Annotated in this window: 12 protein-coding genes; 9 read left to right on the forward strand and 3 right to left on the reverse strand. The window is 65.0% G+C overall.

Translation table 11 applies throughout. The features are described 5' to 3' along the window. Positions 1–40: 40 nt before the first annotated feature. The 9 genes from CTR55_RS21775 to CTR55_RS21815 all read left to right on the forward strand — a co-directional run bounded on the left by CTR55_RS21775 (position 41) and on the right by CTR55_RS21815 (position 13,046). Complete coding sequence (locus CTR55_RS21775; RefSeq protein WP_296289251.1) at positions 41–1,348, forward strand: nitrate/nitrite transporter; 1,308 nt, start codon at positions 41–43, stop codon at positions 1,346–1,348. A gap of 7 nt (positions 1,349–1,355) precedes the next feature. Next, positions 1,356–2,759 carry a NarK family nitrate/nitrite MFS transporter gene (locus tag CTR55_RS21780; protein WP_296289253.1) on the forward strand — a complete coding sequence of 468 codons (1,404 nt, stop codon included), beginning with the start codon at positions 1,356–1,358 and terminating at the stop codon, positions 2,757–2,759. Positions 2,760–2,855: 96 nt separating this feature from the next. After that, positions 2,856–6,635, forward strand: coding sequence for a nitrate reductase subunit alpha (locus CTR55_RS21785; protein WP_296289255.1), 3,780 nt, complete (start codon positions 2,856–2,858; stop codon positions 6,633–6,635). An 11-nt stretch (positions 6,636–6,646) separates the two neighbouring features. Further along, the gene (gene narH / locus CTR55_RS21790; RefSeq protein WP_296289256.1) at positions 6,647–8,182 is read left to right on the forward strand and encodes a nitrate reductase subunit beta; all 1,536 of its coding nucleotides are present in this window, start codon (positions 6,647–6,649) and stop codon (positions 8,180–8,182) included. A gap of 5 nt (positions 8,183–8,187) precedes the next feature. Continuing rightward, positions 8,188–8,928: a nitrate reductase molybdenum cofactor assembly chaperone gene (gene narJ, locus CTR55_RS21795; protein WP_296289257.1), complete on the forward strand. Its 741-nt coding sequence runs from the start codon at positions 8,188–8,190 to the stop codon at positions 8,926–8,928. Positions 8,929–8,930: 2 nt separating this feature from the next. Continuing rightward, on the forward strand, positions 8,931–9,617 hold the full coding sequence (gene narI / locus CTR55_RS21800) for a respiratory nitrate reductase subunit gamma (protein ID WP_296289258.1): 687 nt from the start codon (positions 8,931–8,933) through the stop codon (positions 9,615–9,617). Positions 9,618–9,714: 97 nt separating this feature from the next. After that, positions 9,715–10,533: a peptidylprolyl isomerase gene (locus tag CTR55_RS21805; RefSeq protein WP_296289259.1), complete on the forward strand. Its 819-nt coding sequence runs from the start codon at positions 9,715–9,717 to the stop codon at positions 10,531–10,533. A 119-nt stretch (positions 10,534–10,652) separates the two neighbouring features. Next, positions 10,653–11,639, forward strand: a complete 987-nt coding sequence (gene moaA / locus CTR55_RS21810) for a GTP 3',8-cyclase MoaA (RefSeq protein ID WP_296289261.1) — start codon at positions 10,653–10,655, stop codon at positions 11,637–11,639. A 630-nt stretch (positions 11,640–12,269) separates the two neighbouring features. Then, a complete protein-coding gene (locus tag CTR55_RS21815; RefSeq protein ID WP_081516127.1) occupies positions 12,270–13,046 on the forward strand; it encodes an ABC transporter substrate-binding protein in 777 nt (258 codons plus the stop codon). Positions 13,047–13,602: 556 nt separating this feature from the next. Here the strand turns inward: CTR55_RS21815 and CTR55_RS21820 are convergent. The 3 genes from CTR55_RS21820 to CTR55_RS21830 form a co-directional block, all read right to left on the reverse strand. Continuing rightward, a complete protein-coding gene (locus CTR55_RS21820) occupies positions 13,603–14,226 on the reverse strand; it encodes a PAS domain-containing protein (RefSeq protein WP_296289264.1) in 624 nt (207 codons plus the stop codon). An 89-nt stretch (positions 14,227–14,315) separates the two neighbouring features. Next, entirely contained in the window at positions 14,316–15,446 is a 1,131-nt protein-coding gene (locus CTR55_RS21825; protein ID WP_296289266.1) for an FAD-binding oxidoreductase, read from the reverse strand. Between the two features lie 13 nt (positions 15,447–15,459). Beyond that, positions 15,460–16,407 (reverse strand): ornithine cyclodeaminase family protein, encoded by a 948-nt coding sequence (locus CTR55_RS21830; RefSeq protein WP_296289267.1) that lies wholly within the window; start codon positions 16,405–16,407, stop codon positions 15,460–15,462. Positions 16,408–16,566: the final 159 nt, after the last annotated feature.

Genomic DNA, 16,566 nt, shown 5'->3' on the forward strand with positions numbered 1-16,566 from the left:
CTAACGTGCGGGCAAAGGCTGTCAGGAAGTGAGCTTAGCCATGTTGTCCCACCGTCAGAAACAGTACTCCGTGCTTGGCATGAGCACACTGGCGTTCGCCGTGAACTTCGCGGTCTGGACGATGTTTTCGATCATCGGTATTCGCATCAAGGAAGAGTTGGGCCTGTCCGAGGCGCAGTTCGGCCTGATGGTGGCGCTGCCGATTCTCACCGGTTCGCTGGTGCGCCTGCCGCTGGGGCTGATCACCGACCGCTTCGGCGGACGCATCGTGTTCTTCATCCACATGCTGCTGGTGGCCATCCCGATCTACGGCCTGGCCTTCGCGACCCTCTACTGGCATTACCTGGTGCTGGGCCTGTTCGTCGGCCTGGCCGGTGGCTCCTTCGCCGTGGGCATCGCCTACACCTCCTCATGGTTCGAGAAGGACCGTCAGGGCACCGCCATGGGCATCTTCGGCGCCGGCAACGCGGGTGCGGCAATCACCAATCTGGTGGCACCGATGATCGTGGTCGCCTTCGGCTGGCGCATGGTTCCGCAGATCTACTCGGTGGCCATGCTGGTTACCGCCGTGCTGTTCTGGTTCTGCACCTGGACCGACCCGGCCCACACCAAGGGTGGCGACGCCGACCCGAGCCGTCCGCGCCCGACCCTGGCCAAGCAGCTGGCGCCGCTGGGCGAGCTGCGCGTGTGGCGCTTCGGCCTGTACTACTTCTTCGTCTTCGGCGGCTTCGTTGCCCTGGCTCTGTGGCTGCCCAAGTACTACATCGCCGAGTACGGCCTGGACCTGCGCACTGCTTCCTTCATCACCATGCTGTTCACCCTGCCGTCGGGCCTGATCCGCGCCCTGGGCGGCTGGTTCAGCGACAACTACGGCGCCCGCGCCGTGAACTGGGGCGTGTTCTGGGTCTGCCTGGTCTGCCTGTTCTTCCTCTCGTACCCGCCGACCACCATGACCATCCACGGCATCAAGGGTGACGTCAGCCTCGGCATCGGCCTGAACGTCTGGCTGTTCACCTTCCTGGTGTTCGTCGTCGGCATTTCCCAGGGCTTCGGCAAGGCCAGCGTGTACCGGATCATCCACGACTACTACCCGCAGAACATGGGCACTGTCGGCGGGATGGTCGGGGTCATCGGCGGCCTTGGCGGCTTCTGCCTGCCCATCCTGTTCGGCTACGCCGCCGACCACATCGGCGTGCGCTCCTCCTGCTTCATGTTGCTGTTCGGCCTGACCGTGGTCTGCATGGTCTGGATGCACTACGCGATCAAACAGCAGCAACGCCTCGATGGCCAGGCCGGGTCGGCCGACGTCGACGCTACCCCTATCCCTTCTTCGTCAAACTTGAGGTAGTGCCGTCATGGGCATGATCAATTCCCAACTCAAAGCCGCCAGCGGTCCGCTGCTGATCGACTGGCGCCCCGAGGACTCCGAGTTCTGGGCGCAGAGCGGCAAGCGTATCGCTGCGCGCAACCTGTGGATCTCGATCCCTGCGCTGTTGCTGGCCTTCGCCGTCTGGATGATCTGGAGCACCGTCACCGTGCGCCTGAACGCCGCCGGTTTCAGCTTCAGCAACGACCAGTTGTTCATGCTCGCCGCGCTGCCGTCGATCTCCGGCGCCACCCTGCGGGTGTTCTACTCCTTCATGGTGCCGATGGTCGGTGGTCGTCGCTGGACCGCACTGTCCACCGCCTCCCTGCTGATCCCCTGCCTCTGGCTGGGCTTCGCCGTGCAGGACCCGACCACCCCGTACTGGGTGTTCGCGACCATCGCCCTGCTGTGCGGTTTCGGCGGCGGCAACTTCGCCTCCAGCATGTCCAACATCAGCTTCTTCTACCCCAAGAACCAGCAGGGTACTGCCCTGGGTCTGAACGCCGGCCTGGGCAACCTGGGTGTCTCGGTGATGCAGTTCGCCGTACCGCTGGCCGTGGCCGGTGGCCTGTTCGGCGCCTTCGGTGGCGAGCCGCAGCAGCTGTCGGACGGCGGCCGCCTGTTCCTGCAGAACGCCGGCTGGATCTGGGTGCCCTTCATTGCCGTGGTGGCCATCGCCGCCTGGTTCGGCATGAACGACATCGCCGATTGCAAGGCTTCGTTCCGCGAGCAGTCGGTGATCTTCAAGCGCAAGCACAACTGGCTGATGTGCTGGCTGTACGTGGCCACCTTCGGCTCGTTCATCGGCTTCTCCGCCGGCTTCGCCATGCTCAGCAAGACCCAGTTCCCGGACATCAACCCGCTGCAGTACGCCTTCCTCGGCCCGCTGGTTGGCGCCCTGAGCCGCCCGCTGGGTGGCTGGCTGGCGGACAAGTTCGGTGGCGCGCGCATCACCCTGTGGAACTACGCGGCGATGATCGCCGGCGTATTCGCGGTGATCAGCTTCCTGCCCAGCGCCGGTAACGCCGGCAGCTTCTTCGGCTTCCTCGGCTCCTTCATCGGCCTGTTCTTCTTCGCCGGCATCGGCAACGGCAGCACCTTCCGGATGATCCCGGTGATCTTCCGCAACGAGTGGGCCGAGCGCCTGAAAAAAGGCGGCTTCAGCGAGGCCCAGGCGACCAGGAACGCCAGCATGGAGTCGGCCGCGGTGATCGGTTTCTCCGCTGCCATCGGCGCCTTCGGCGGCTTCTTCATTCCCAAGGCTTTCGGCACCTCGCTGGACATGACCGGCAGTGCCGAGGGCGCGCTCTACGTCTTCGTTGCGTACTACCTGAGCTGCATCGTCGCCACCTGGTGGTGGTACGCCCGCAAGGGGGCCGAGAGCCCCTGCTGATTAGCGTGGCGGGCGCGTTGTGCGCCCGCCGCAAACCCGTTCCGCGAGCTTGATTAGCGTTTGAACGCCCGGCAGAGACTGGGTGAGGAGATATAGATGAGTTACTTGCTCGACCGCCTGCAATTCTTCAAGAAGAAGCAGGGTGAATTCGCCGATGGCCATGGCGAAGTCTCCAACGAGAGCCGTGCCTGGGAAAACAGTTACCGGCAGCGCTGGCAGCACGACAAGATCGTGCGCTCCACCCACGGGGTGAACTGCACAGGATCGTGCTCCTGGAAGATCTACGTGAAGAACGGCCTGATCACCTGGGAAACCCAGCAGACCGACTACCCGCGTACCCGTCCGGACCTGCCCAACCACGAACCGCGCGGCTGCCCCCGTGGCGCCAGCTACTCCTGGTACATGTACAGCGCCAACCGCCTGAAGTATCCCAAGGTGCGCAAGCCGCTGCTCAAGCTCTGGCGTGAAGCGCGCGCCGCGCACAACGACCCGGTGGACGCCTGGGCCAGCATCGTCGAGGACTCGGCCAAGGCCAAGAGTTACAAGAGCGAGCGCGGCCTGGGCGGCTTCATCCGCTCCAGCTGGAATGAAGTCACCGAGATCATCGCCGCCGCCAACGTCTACACCGCCAAGGTCTACGGCCCGGACCGCGTGGTCGGCTTCTCGCCGATCCCGGCCATGTCCATGGTCAGCTACGCCGCTGGCGCCCGTTACCTGTCGCTGATCGGCGGCGTGTGCCTGTCCTTCTACGACTGGTACTGCGACCTTCCTCCCGCGTCCCCACAAATATGGGGCGAACAGACCGACGTGCCGGAATCGGCCGACTGGTACAACTCCAGCTACATCATCGCCTGGGGTTCCAACGTCCCGCAGACCCGTACCCCCGACGCGCACTTCTTCACCGAAGTCCGCTACAAGGGCACCAAGACCGTGGCCGTCACCCCGGACTACTCGGAAGTGGCCAAGCTCACCGACCTCTGGCTCAACCCCAAGCAAGGCACCGACGCCGCGCTGGGCATGGCTTTTGGTCACGTGATCCTCAAGGAATTCCACCTCGAGAAGCCCAGCGCCTACTTCGTCGACTACTGCCGTCAGTACACCGACATGCCGATGCTGGTGCTGCTGGAACCGCACACCGAGGGCGTGCTCAAGCCGACCCGTTACCTGCGTGCGGCGGACCTCGCCAACAACCTGGGCCAGGACAACAACCCCGAGTGGAAGACCATCGGCCTGGACGAAATCTCCGGCGAACTGGTATCGCCCACCGGCGCCATCGGCTACCGCTGGGGCGAGTCGGGCAAGTGGAACATCGAGGAGACCGAAGGCGGCGAGAAGCGTAATACCCGCCTGGCCCTGACCCTGATCGATGGCGCGGCAAACGCCTGCGACGTCGGCTTCCCGTACTTCGGAGGCCAGGAGCACCCGCACTTCAAGGGCGTGGACAACGACGAGGTGCTGGTGCGCCGCGTACCGTTCCGTGAATTTACCGGCGCCGACGGCAAGACCCTGCGCGTCGCCACCGTGTATGACCTGCAGATGGCCAACTACAGCGTCGACCGCGGCCTGGGTGGCGCCAACGTCGCCGCTTCCTACACCGACGCCGACGTGCCCTACACCCCGGCCTGGCAGGCGCGCATCACCGGCGTCCCGGCTGCCCGCGCGATCCAGGTGGCCCGCGAGTTCGCCGACAGCGCCGACAAGACCCACGGCAAGGCCATGGTCATCATCGGCGCCGCGATGAACCACTGGTACCACATGGACATGAACTACCGCGCGGTCATCAACATGCTGATGATGTGCGGCTGTATCGGCCAGAGCGGTGGCGGCTGGGCGCACTACGTCGGCCAGGAAAAACTCCGCCCGCAGACCGGCTGGGTTCCGCTGGCCTTCGGCACCGACTGGAGCCGTCCGCCACGCCAGATGAACGGCACCAGCTTCTTCTATCTGCACAGCTCGCAATGGCGCCACGAGAAGATTTCGATGCACGAAGTCCTCTCGCCGCTGGCCGACACCAAGCAGTTCCCCGAGCACGCGCTGGACTACAACATCCGCGCCGAACGCATGGGTTGGCTGCCGTCCGCCCCGCAGCTCAACCGCAACCCGCTGCACATCGCCGCCGACGCCGAGCGCGCTGGCATCCCGGTGCAGGATTACGTGGTGCGCGAGCTCAAGGCCGGCAACCTGCGGGTGGCCAGCGAATCTCCGGATGATCCGCAGAACTTCCCGCGCAACATGTTCATCTGGCGCTCCAACCTGCTCGGCTCCTCGGGCAAGGGCCACGAGTACATGCTCAAGTACCTGCTGGGCGCGAAGAACGGCGTGATGAACGCTGACCTTGGCAAGGACGGCGGTCCCTGCCCGGGCGAAGTGGACTGGGTCGACGAAGGCGCCGAAGGCAAGCTGGACCTGGTCACCACCCTGGACTTCCGCATGTCCTCCACCTGCATGTACTCGGACATCGTCCTGCCGACCGCGACCTGGTACGAGAAGGACGACCTCAACACCTCCGACATGCACCCCTTCATCCACCCGCTGTCGGCCGCCACCGACCCGGCCTGGGAAGCCAAGAGCGACTGGGAGATCTACAAGGCGATCGCCAAGAAGTTCTCCGAGGTCTCCGTCGGCCACCTGGGCGTGGAGAAGGACCTGGTCACCGTGCCGCTGTTGCACGACACCGCCAACGAACTCGCGCAGCCCTTCGGCGGCAGCGACTGGAAGAAGGGCGAGTGCGAACCGGTTCCCGGCCGCACCATGCCGACCCTGCACGTGGTCGAGCGTGACTACCCCAACACCTACAAGAAGTTCACCTCCCTCGGCCCGCTGCTGGACAAGCTCGGCAACGGCGGCAAGGGCATCGGCTGGAACACCGACAAGGAAATCAAGCTGCTTGGCGAGCTGAACCACAAGGTCACCGAGAGCGGCATCAGCGAAGGCCGTCCGCGCATCGAAAGCGCCATCGACGCCGCCGAGGTGATCCTCGCCCTGGCGCCGGAAACCAACGGCCAGGTCGCCGTGAAGGCCTGGGAAGCGCTGTCGGTCTTCACCGGCCGCGAGCATGCCCACCTGGCGCTGCCCAAGGAAGAAGAGAAGATCCGCTTCCGCGATGTCCAGGCGCAGCCGCGCAAGATCATCTCCAGCCCCACCTGGTCGGGCCTGGAAGACGAGCATGTGAGCTACAACGCCGGCTACACCAACGTCCACGAGATGATCCCGTGGCGCACCATCACCGGCCGCCAGCAGTTCTACCAGGATCACCCCTGGATGCAGGCCTTCGGCGAGGGCTTCGTCAGCTACCGGCCGCCGGTCAACACCCGCAGCACCGACAAGCTGTTCAACAAGAAGCCCAACGGCCACGCCGAGATCACCCTGAACTGGATCACCCCGCACCAGAAATGGGGCATCCACTCCACCTACACCGACAACCTGCTGATGCTCACCCTGTCGCGCGGTGGCCCGATCATCTGGATGAGCGAGAACGACGCCAAGCGTGTCGGCATCGAGGACAACGATTGGGTCGAGGTCTTCAACGCCAACGGCGCCGCGACCTGCCGCGCCGTGGTCAGCCAGCGTGTGAAGGACGGCATGGTGATGATGTACCACGCCCAGGAACGCATCGTGAACCTGCCGGGCAGCGAGACCACCGGCACCCGCGGCGGCCACCACAACTCGGTGACCCGCGTGGTGCTCAAGCCTACGCACATGATCGGCGGCTACGCCCAGCAGGCGTGGGGCTTCAACTACTACGGCACCGTCGGCTGCAACCGCGACGAGTTCGTCGTGGTGCGCAAGATGAACAAGGTCGACTGGCTCGACGAGCCGGAGCACGGCGGACTGGGCGGTGACGCTCTGCCGCAACCGCTGCCCCAGGACATTTGAGGATTACTGCCATGAAAATTCGTTCGCAAGTCGGCATGGTGCTGAACCTCGACAAGTGCATCGGTTGCCACACCTGCTCCATCACCTGCAAGAACGTCTGGACCAGCCGCGAAGGCGTCGAGTACGCCTGGTTCAACAACGTCGAAACCAAGCCCGGCATCGGTTACCCGAAAGAGTGGGAAAACCAGGAGAAGTGGAAGGGCGGCTGGAAGCGTAGCGCCGACGGCTCCATCGTCCCGCGCATCGGCGGCAAGTTCCGCGTGCTGGCGAACATCTTCGCCAACCCCGACCTGCCGGAAATCGATGACTACTACGAGCCCTTCGACTTCGACTACCAGCACCTGCACACCGCGCCCAAGGCCAAGCACCAGCCGGTCGCCCGCCCACGCTCGCTGGTCTCCGGCAAGCGCATGGAGAAGATCGAGTGGGGCCCCAACTGGGAAGAAATCCTCGGCACCGAGTTCGCCAAGCGCCGCAAGGACAAGAACTTCGACCAGATCCAGGCGGACATCTACGGTGAGTACGAAAACACCTTCATGATGTACCTGCCGCGCCTGTGCGAGCACTGCCTGAACCCGGCGTGCGTGGCTTCGTGCCCGAGTGGCGCGATCTACAAGCGCGAGGAAGACGGCATCGTCCTGATCGACCAGGACAAGTGCCGCGGCTGGCGCATGTGCATCAGTGGCTGCCCGTACAAGAAGATCTACTTCAACTGGAAGAGCGGCAAATCCGAGAAGTGCATCTTCTGCTACCCACGCATCGAGGCCGGCCAGCCGACCGTCTGCTCGGAAACCTGCGTAGGCCGCATCCGCTACCTCGGCGTGCTGCTGTATGACGCCGACCGCATCCACGAAGTGGCTACCTGCGAGAACGAGCGCGACCTGTACCAGAAGCAGCTGGAGATCTTCCTCGACCCGTTCGACCCGAAAGTGATCGAGCAGGCTCGCAAGGACGGCGTACCGGACAGCGTCATCGAGTCCGCGCAGAAGTCGCCGGTCTACAAGCTGGCGATGGACTGGAAGCTGGCCCTGCCGCTGCACCCGGAATACCGCACGCTGCCGATGGTGTGGTACGTGCCGCCGCTGTCGCCGATCCAGAACGCCGCCTCCGAAGGCCACATCGGCAACGACGGGGTGATCCCGGATGTCGAGTCCCTGCGCATCCCGGTGCAGTACCTGGCCAACCTGCTGACCGCTGGCGATACCGCGCCGGTGCTGCTGGCCCTCAAGCGCCTGCTGGCCATGCGCGCCTACAAGCGTTCCGAGCACGTCGAAGGCAAGCAGGACCTGGACGTGCTGAAGAAGGTCGGCCTGACCGTGAACCAGGTGGAAGAGATGTACCGCTACCTGGCGATCGCCAACTACGAAGACCGCTTCGTCATCCCCACGGCGCATCGTGAAGAGGCGCTGTCGGATGCCTTCGCCGAGCGTTCGGGTTGTGGCTTCAGCTTCGGCAACGGTTGCTCCAGCAACTCCGGCGTCAACCTGTTCGGCGGCAAGGCCGTGGACAAGCGCAACGTCATCCAGACCGTGCAGATACAGGAGTGATCGATATGGACACTCATAGCCAACTGCTCAAGCTCAGCGCCCTGCTGCTGGACTATCCGCGCGTCGAACTGCGCGAGGAAAGCCTGGCGCTGCACGCCCTGGTCCGCACCTGCGACCTGCCGGAACAGCAGCGCGACGGCCTCGCCGCGCTGCTCAACGAACTGTGCAAGGGCGACATCCTCGACGTGCAGGCCCGTTACGACGGGCTGTTCGAGCGCGGTCGCTCGGTCTCGCTGCTGCTCTTCGAACACGTTCACGGCGAAAGCCGTGACCGTGGCCAGGCGATGGTCGACCTGATGGACCGCTACACCCAGGCGGGCCTGGTCATCGACGTCAACGAGCTGCCCGACTACCTGCCGCTGTACCTGGAGTTCCTTGCCCTGCAGGACGCCGAGTCAGCGCGGGTCGGCCTGGCCGAAGTTGCGCACATCCTGGCGCTGATCGCGCTGCGTCTGGAAGAGCGCAACAGCAACTATGCGGCGGTCTTCCACAGCCTGCTGGAGTTGTCCGGCGAACAACCTGACCTCGGCGCGCTCAAGCGCGACCGCGAGCAGGAAGTGCGCGACGACAGCCTGGAAGCCATCGACAAGGCCTGGGAGGAAACTCCGGTGAGCTTCACCGAGCCCGCCGTCGGTTGCCCGTCCACCAGCGCCCGGCGGGTTTCCTCCGCCGTAGAACAACCCATGCAGTGGGTCGCCCAGCCGGTGCCGCAAGTGCAGTACCGGGCGGCCAGAGAAGGAGTCTGAACATGTCCCTCGATCTTCTAGCCTTCGGGGTCTACCCCTACGTCGCGCTGGCCATCTGCCTGATCGGCAGCTGGGCGCGCTTCGACCTCTCGCAATACACCTGGAAAGCCGGCTCCAGCCAGATGCTGAGCAAGAAGGGCATGCGCGTTTACAGCAACCTGTTCCATGTCGGGGTGCTGTTCATCCTCGCCGGCCACTTCGTCGGCCTGCTGACCCCGCATGCGGTCTACGAGCACCTGATCAGCACCGAGCAGAAGCAACTGCTGGCAATGGTCTCCGGTGGCTTCTTCGGCGTGCTGTGCTTCATCGGCCTGACCGGGCTGATCCTGCGCCGCCTGACCAACGACCGTGTCCGCGCCACCGGCAACGCCTCGGACCTGATGATCCTGCTGGTGCTCTACGTCCAGCTGATCCTCGGCCTGTCCACCATCGTCGCCTCCACCCATCACCTGGATGGTTCGGTGATGGTCATGCTGGCCGACTGGGCGCAGTCCATCGTCACCTTCCAGCCGCTGGCCGCCGCCGAAGCCATCGCTCCGGTATCGCTGGTCTACAAGCTGCACGTGACCCTGGGCCTGACCCTGTTCGTGCTGTTCCCCTTCACCCGTCTGGTGCACATCGTCAGCGCCCCGGTGTGGTACTTCGGCCGCCGCTACCAGGTGGTCCGTACCAAGCGTCGCGCAGCGTGATGAAGCGGCGGATAGCGCAGGTGCGCTATTCGCTCCACGCTCTTCCGCCTCTCCCTTCAGGGAGAGGGCCGGGGAGAGGGTTACGGAGGTAAATGAAATGAGTTGCTCCCACTATGAAGCCAAGGTCGAACACGTCGACCTGCCGCAGATCGCCGTCAACGGTGTCGCCATTGCCGAGGATGAACTGGCCCGCGAGCTGCAATACCACCCCGCTTCCAGCCACGCCCAGGCCCTTTACTCCGCCTGCCGAGCGCTGGTCGTGCGCCAGCTGCTGGTACAGCGCGCCGATGCACTGGGCCTTGCGGCCGACGCGGAAGAGGGCGAAGCCCCGGAAGAGGCGCGCATCCGCGCCCTGATCGACCGTGAAGTCGGCGTTCCCGAAGCTGACGAAGCCAGTTGCCGCCAATGGTACGAAGCCAATCCGACCCGCCTCACCGCGCCTTGGCGCATGCGCCTGCGCCACGTACTGCTGGGCTGCGCGCCGGACGACCTGGAAGGCCGCGCCAAGGCCCGCGAACAGGCTGAGGAACTGCTGGCCGAACTGCGTGAACACCCCGAGCGCCTGGCCGAGAAGGCCATGCGCTTCTCCGACTGCCCGTCGAAGGATGACGGCGGTGATCTGGGCTGGATCGAACCGGGGCAGACCGTCCCCGAGTTCGAGAAACGCCTGCTGCAACAGCAACCCGGCCTGCTCGGCCATCCGTTGGAAAGCCGCTACGGCCTGCACGTCGTCGAGCTGATCGAGCGTGATGGCGGCGAGCCGCTGGACTTCACCGAAGCGCGTCCGCGCATCGCCGCCTACCTGCGCGCCCAGGTGCTGCAGCGCGCGGTCAGCCAGTACATCAGCGTGCTGGCCGGTGAAGCGCAGATCGACGGATTCGTCTTCGACGGCGCCGAGAGCCCGCTGGTGCAGTAAACCGGTTCCGGGCCCCTCTCTCCTGACCTCCCTCCCCAGGGGGGAGGGGCTTCGGAAACGGCCATGAATATCGGCCTTTCCCGTGTGAACGCGGGTGAGGCTGGCCGGAGTGAAACAGCATGCCCGAATGGATCGACGGCCAAGGCCGCAAGATCGACTACCTGCGCCTGTCCGTAACCGACCGCTGCGACTTCCGCTGCGTCTACTGCATGTCGGAGAACATGCGTTTCCTGCCGCGCCAACAGGTGCTCACCCTGGAAGAGATCGAGCGGGTAGCGCGCCTCTTCGTCGAGCGCGGTGTGAAGAAGCTGCGCCTCACCGGCGGCGAGCCGCTGGTGCGCCCCGGCATCGTCCACCTCTGCGAACGCCTCGCGGCGCTACCCGGCCTGCGCGAGCTGTGCATGACCAGCAATGGCTCGCAGCTCACCCGGCTGGCCGGCGACCTGCGCGCCGCCGGGCTGACCCGTCTGAACATCAGCCTCGACACCCTCGATGCGCAACGCTTCGCCGCGATCACCCGTACCGGGCGCCTGTATCAGGTGCTACGTGGCATCGACGCCGCGCAGGAAGCTGGCTTCGAGCACATCAAGCTGAACTGCGTGGTGATGAAAGGCCGCAACGCCGATGAGGTGCCGGCCCTGGTGGACTACGCCATCGCCCACGGTCTGGACATCAGCTTCATCGAGGAAATGCCGCTGGGCCAGGTCGGCCGCGAGCGCGAAGAGAGTTTCTGCTCCAGCGACGAAGTCCGCGCGCTGATTGCCGAGCGTCACGAGTTGCTGGACAGCGCCGAACACAGCGGCGGCCCGGCACGCTACGCTCGCCTGGCACAGCATCCGGGCACGCGCATCGGCTTCATCTCGCCGCATTCGCACAACTTCTGCGCCACCTGCAATCGCCTGCGCCTGACCGCCGAAGGCCGCCTGCTGCTGTGCCTGGGCCACGAAAACTCTCTGGACCTGCGGGGCCTGCTGCGTCGCCATCCGGTGCACGACGAACCGATTCTCGAAGCCCTGCGCGGCGCCATTCAGCGCAAACCGGCGCGCCACGAGTTCACCGTCGGCGACGTCCAGGTGCTGCGCTTCATGAACCTCAGCGGCGGCTGAGCCGCCCAGCGAGAAAAGTCCTCCCTCGGCGGGCCTCGCGCCCGCCCTTTGCCTTGCCTGCCTTAATTTCCGGTTATCGCCAAACCCACCCTCCACGCCGAACAGCCCCCTCTCCCCTTGAGAGAGGGTTGGGGTGAGGGCGGCCCTTGCGCCAGTCCTTCAAGCAACGCTTTTTGCCAGACAAAAGAAAAGCCCCTGCGACATGAGCGTATCGCGGGGGCTTCGGGCATCTGCCAAATGTATAACCGTGGAAGCTACGGTAAATCATGCGAAAGAGTCGTTTCGAATCCTCCTCGGATCGCTTCAGAACGCCTCCAGACTAAGGCTGGTGGCCGTTTCGCGACATTCCTCCGAGGGAGTAGCGGGAGGCGCGCAAAGGGGAGTGTGCCGCACGGTCGCAGGGCGATTGACGTTGTGTACTTTTTAGTCCAGATTGGATTTTAAGTTTACGCGCGCCCGCGCGTGGACGGATCAGAACAACAAAAAGGTGTTCGCCTGGGTGAGGGCAAGGCAATGCCGCTGCGACCTTCGCTGTCGCGCCCCTGGACGAGTCGTTCATACCCAAGATCGCTGCCGATACTCATTGCCATGGCCGGTGCTACCCCGGCGACCACACAACGGAGTTCATCGATGAATCGCAAAGCCCTGCTGGGCGGCCTGATGCTGGCCGCCTTCGCCACCTTCTCCCACGCCGACGACAAGCCGCTGCGCATCGGCATCGAAGCGGCCTACCCACCCTTCGCCTACAAGACCCCGGAAGGCGGCATCGCCGGCTTCGACTACGACATCGGCAACGCGCTGTGCGAAGAGATGAAGCGCAAGTGCCAGTGGGTCGAGCAGGAATACGACGGCCTGATCCCCTCGCTGAAGGTGCGCAAGATCGACGCCGCGCTGTCCTCCATCACCATCACCGAAGAGCGCAAGCACTCGGTGGACTTCACCCACAAGTACTACTTCACGCCGGGCCGCCTGGTGATGAAGGAAGGTTCGCAGCTGGATGAACAGTTCAGCCAGCTCAAGGGCAAGAACATCGGCGTGCAGCGCGGCTCCACCGCCGACCGCTTCGCCACCGAGGTACTGGGCAAGGCCGGCGCCAACGTAGTGCGCTACACCAGCCAGGACGAGATCTACCTGGACCTGCTGGCGGGCCGCCTGGATGGCACCTTCGCCGACTCCATTCCGCTGGAAATCGGCTTCCTGGAAACCCCGCGCGGCAAGGGCTTCGCCTTCATCGGGCCGGAGTTCAAGGACCCGAAATACTTCGGCGAAGGCGCCGGTATCGCGGTGCGCAAGGGCAACACCGAACTGGTCGGCCAGCTCAACGCCGCCATCGATGCGCTGCGGGCCAATGGCAAGTACAAGGCCATCGAGGGCAAGTACTTCAAGAGCGATATCTACGGCGATTGATCTTCCGTCGAGTCGCAGCAAAAGGCCGCCTTCGGGCGGCCTTTTTCGTTGCGCCGGCGTTTCCCTGCAGGAGTGGGCCATGCCCGCGATCCGTCGGAAGGGCCGACGTACTCCTTTGCCCTGATGTTGCAGGTCTGCTGCGTTGGTTTGGTAGTTTTTGCGCCGCTTCGGCGTGCGCGCGGACTTCTGGTTTCGCCCCCTCGGGCGAGTTACTTCTTTCAAACGCCAAAGAAGTAACCAAGAAGGCTTGCCCCGGACATCCGGTTTTTCGCTTAGGCGAAAAATTCCCTCGTTGAAGCGCAGTTTCAGGGGCACGCTGCGAAGGGCCATCCCTGGCCCATCGCAGCTCTCGCGACATCCATGTCGCTCAACCCCTGAAACTCCGCTTCAACGAGGCCTCCTGAACGGGGCAGTCGGAGTGCACGGATATTTCTCTGGAAGCCTTTTAAGAGCCAGAGCCAGTCATATGCCGGGGAGTGGGGGGTTTCGTAGGAGCAAGCTTGCTCGCGACTCCTGGGCGCCAATGGCCCGCTCCTACAGGTTAGAGGGAAGCTGCTCAAACCTCCTCCTTCAACTCCTTCAGGTGCTTGTACACGGTCGCCCGGCCCATGTTCAGCACATTGGCCACATAGTTGGCCGCGCTCTTGCCCTTGAACGCGCCCTCGGCATGCAGCGCCAGCACCAGCTCGCGCTTGTGGTCGCGGCTGAGGGTGGAGAGGCTCAGCTGGCGCTGTTGCAGCCAGGCATGCAGGAAGGTGTTGATGCGCTCCTGCCAGTCATCACGGAACAGCGCATCGGGCTGCGGCACGACCTTGCTGGAGGAGAGGAACAGGTCGAGCGCCGCCTTGGCGGTTTCGAACAGGGTGATGTTGAGGTTGATGCACAGTACCGCCAGCGGCTCACCCTTGGCGTCGCGCAGTACGCTGCTGATGGAGCGGATCTTCTGGCCGTCCCAGTTGAGCTTCTCGTAGGGGCCGATGTTGCGTTCGTCGTGGCCGCCTTCGAGCATGTCTTCCAGGGCCGAGTCATCGCCGATCTCGCGCTTGGAGATGTTGTTCGCCAGATAGGCCACGCGCTGGTTGCGCAGGTCATGGATGACGACTTCGGCGTGGGGGAAGAACAGCGCGGCGATGGCGTCGGCGATGGCCTTGTAGTTGTCCAGCGGATCAGCGGCGGTCATGGGCAAGGCTCCCGGTGCGATGGGGTGTGCGATGGCGCGGGCGCTGGCGAGTGTGCCGCAAGCGCCCGCGGGCTGTCACGGCCTGTGGCTCACGGGGCCAGCAGGCGTGCCGGCGAGAGCATCTCGGCAGTCAGGCCATGGCGGGTCAGGTGCTCGGGCAGGGCCTCGCGGCGGATCAACGCGGCGCTGGTCTCGCCCATCGCTGCCGAGGTCTGGATGCCATAGCCGCCCTGGCCCGCGACCCAGTACAGGCCGGGCGTGGCCGGGTCGTAGCCGGACACCAGGTCGCCGTCGGCGAAGAACGAGCGCAGGCCGGCCCAGGTGTGGCTCGGGCGGCGGATGCTGAGGGTGGTGTGCTCCTCGATCTGGTAGATGCCCAGGGCGATGTCCAGCTCTTCGGGTTGTACGTCGTGGGGCTCCACCGGATCGGCGTTGGCCGGCGAGCCGAGCAGCATGCCGGCGTCGGGCTTGAAGTAGAAGGATTCGTCCAGGCTCACCAGCACCGGCCAGGCGTGGCTATCCACGCCCTCCGGCGGGCTGAACAGGAAGGCCGCGCGGCGCTTGGGGGTGAGGCCCAGGGGAGCGGCGCCCGCGAGTTCGGCGATCTTGTCGGACCAACTGCCGGCGGCGTTGACCAAAACCTGCGCACGGTAGGTCTGCTGCGCGCAGCGCACTTCCCAGGAACCGTCGATACGCTTGATTTCCAGCGCTTCGCTGTCCAGTTGCACGCTGCCGCCGTTGCGCCGGATGCCGCGCAGGTAGCCCTGCAGCAGGCCGTCGGTGTCGATGTCGGCGGCGCTGGGGTCGAGCATCGCGCCGTGGACTTTCTCGCGGCGCAGCACCGGGACGATGGCGCAGGCTTCATCCGCATCGAGCAGGCGCATCTCCGGCACGCTGTCGCGGGCGCTGTCGAACTGGCGCTGGAGTTCTTCCGGGTTGCCTTCGAAGTCCACGGTCATCTCGCCACGCGGGGTGAGGATCGGGTGCTCGACGAAGCCCTCCGGCGGGTTGTCGAAGAAGGCTCGGCTGGCGGCGGTCAGCGCGCGCACCTGCGGCGTGCCATAGGCGACGGTGTAGAGCGCCGCCGAACGGCCAGTGGAGTGGTAGCCGGCGTGGGACTCGCGCTCCAGCACGGCGACCTTGCCGTGGCGGGAGAGGAAGTAGCCGGTGGAAGCGCCGGCGATGCCGCCGCCGATGATGAGGAAATCGACTTCGATCATGTTCGTCTCCGGCTCAGGCGTTCTGGCGTTGCAGATGGTAGAGCGCATTGGCCAGGGCGACGTCTTCCAGGCCCAGGCCGATGGAGCGGAAGAAGGCGTGGCGCTGGTAGTCCGGCCTGGCGGCCTGGCCGCTGACCAGTTCCGGCAGGTCGCCACGCAGGGTGCCGTCCCAGCCGTGCTCGTCGCGGGCCAGACGCATTTCACCGGCGGAGGCGGGCGTGGTGGCGCGGTAGTCGCAGTACACATCCATCTGCGCCAGCGACTGCGGCGGCACTTCGTGGGCGCGGGCGACGTTGGTGCTGATGGAGGTGATCAGCGCGGGTTTGCCGAGTATCGCCGGATCGAGCACCGGGGTGCCGGAGGAGGTGCACAGCAGCACCACGTCGGCGTCGACCACGGCGGCTTCGAGACTGGCGGCGGGTTCGGCGCGCGAATCGATGGCGCCGAACTGGGCCAGTACACCGGCATTCAGGTTCGGCGAATAGACGCGGATGCTCTGCCAGTCACGCAGGCCGGCCACGTAGCGCAGGTGCGCGCGGGCGACCGGACCGCTGCCGACGATGGCCAGTCGCTTGGCGTCCGGGCGGGCCAGTTCCTGCACGGCCAGAGCGGTGGTGGCGGCAGTGCGCGCGGTGGTCAGGCTGCCGGCGTCGCAGAGCAGCAGCGGCTGGCCGCTGTCCATGGACATCAGCAGGCTCCAGGCGGTGACCAGCGACTTGGGCTGGCGCACGATATAGGGCGAGGTCTTCACGCCGTAGACCTTCTGTGAGGCCAGCACGCCCAGGTAGTTGATGAAGTCGCCACCGCCGTTGGGGAATTCCACCAGCTGCTGCGCGGGCTGCACGGCGCTGCCGGCGGCCAGTTCGACGAACATCTCGCGCATCGCCTGGAGCACGTCGACCTGTTCCAGCAGGCGTTCGGCGTCGGCCTGGTTAAGGGTGAAAGGCGTGGCGGCGGACATGGCGAGACTCCGGATATGGATTTATTTTTCCATTCTGGACTCGATTGTCTTGATCGGCAAGGGCGTGTGGTCGGGCGGGGCTCTTCGTAGGAGCGAGCTTGCTCGCGAACGCATTCTGCCGGTGGTTCCGGTGTCGTGTGGTTCGCGAGCAAGCTCGCT

This window comes from Pseudomonas sp. (genome assembly GCF_002796985.1).
Lineage (GTDB): Bacteria > Pseudomonadota > Gammaproteobacteria > Pseudomonadales > Pseudomonadaceae > Pseudomonas.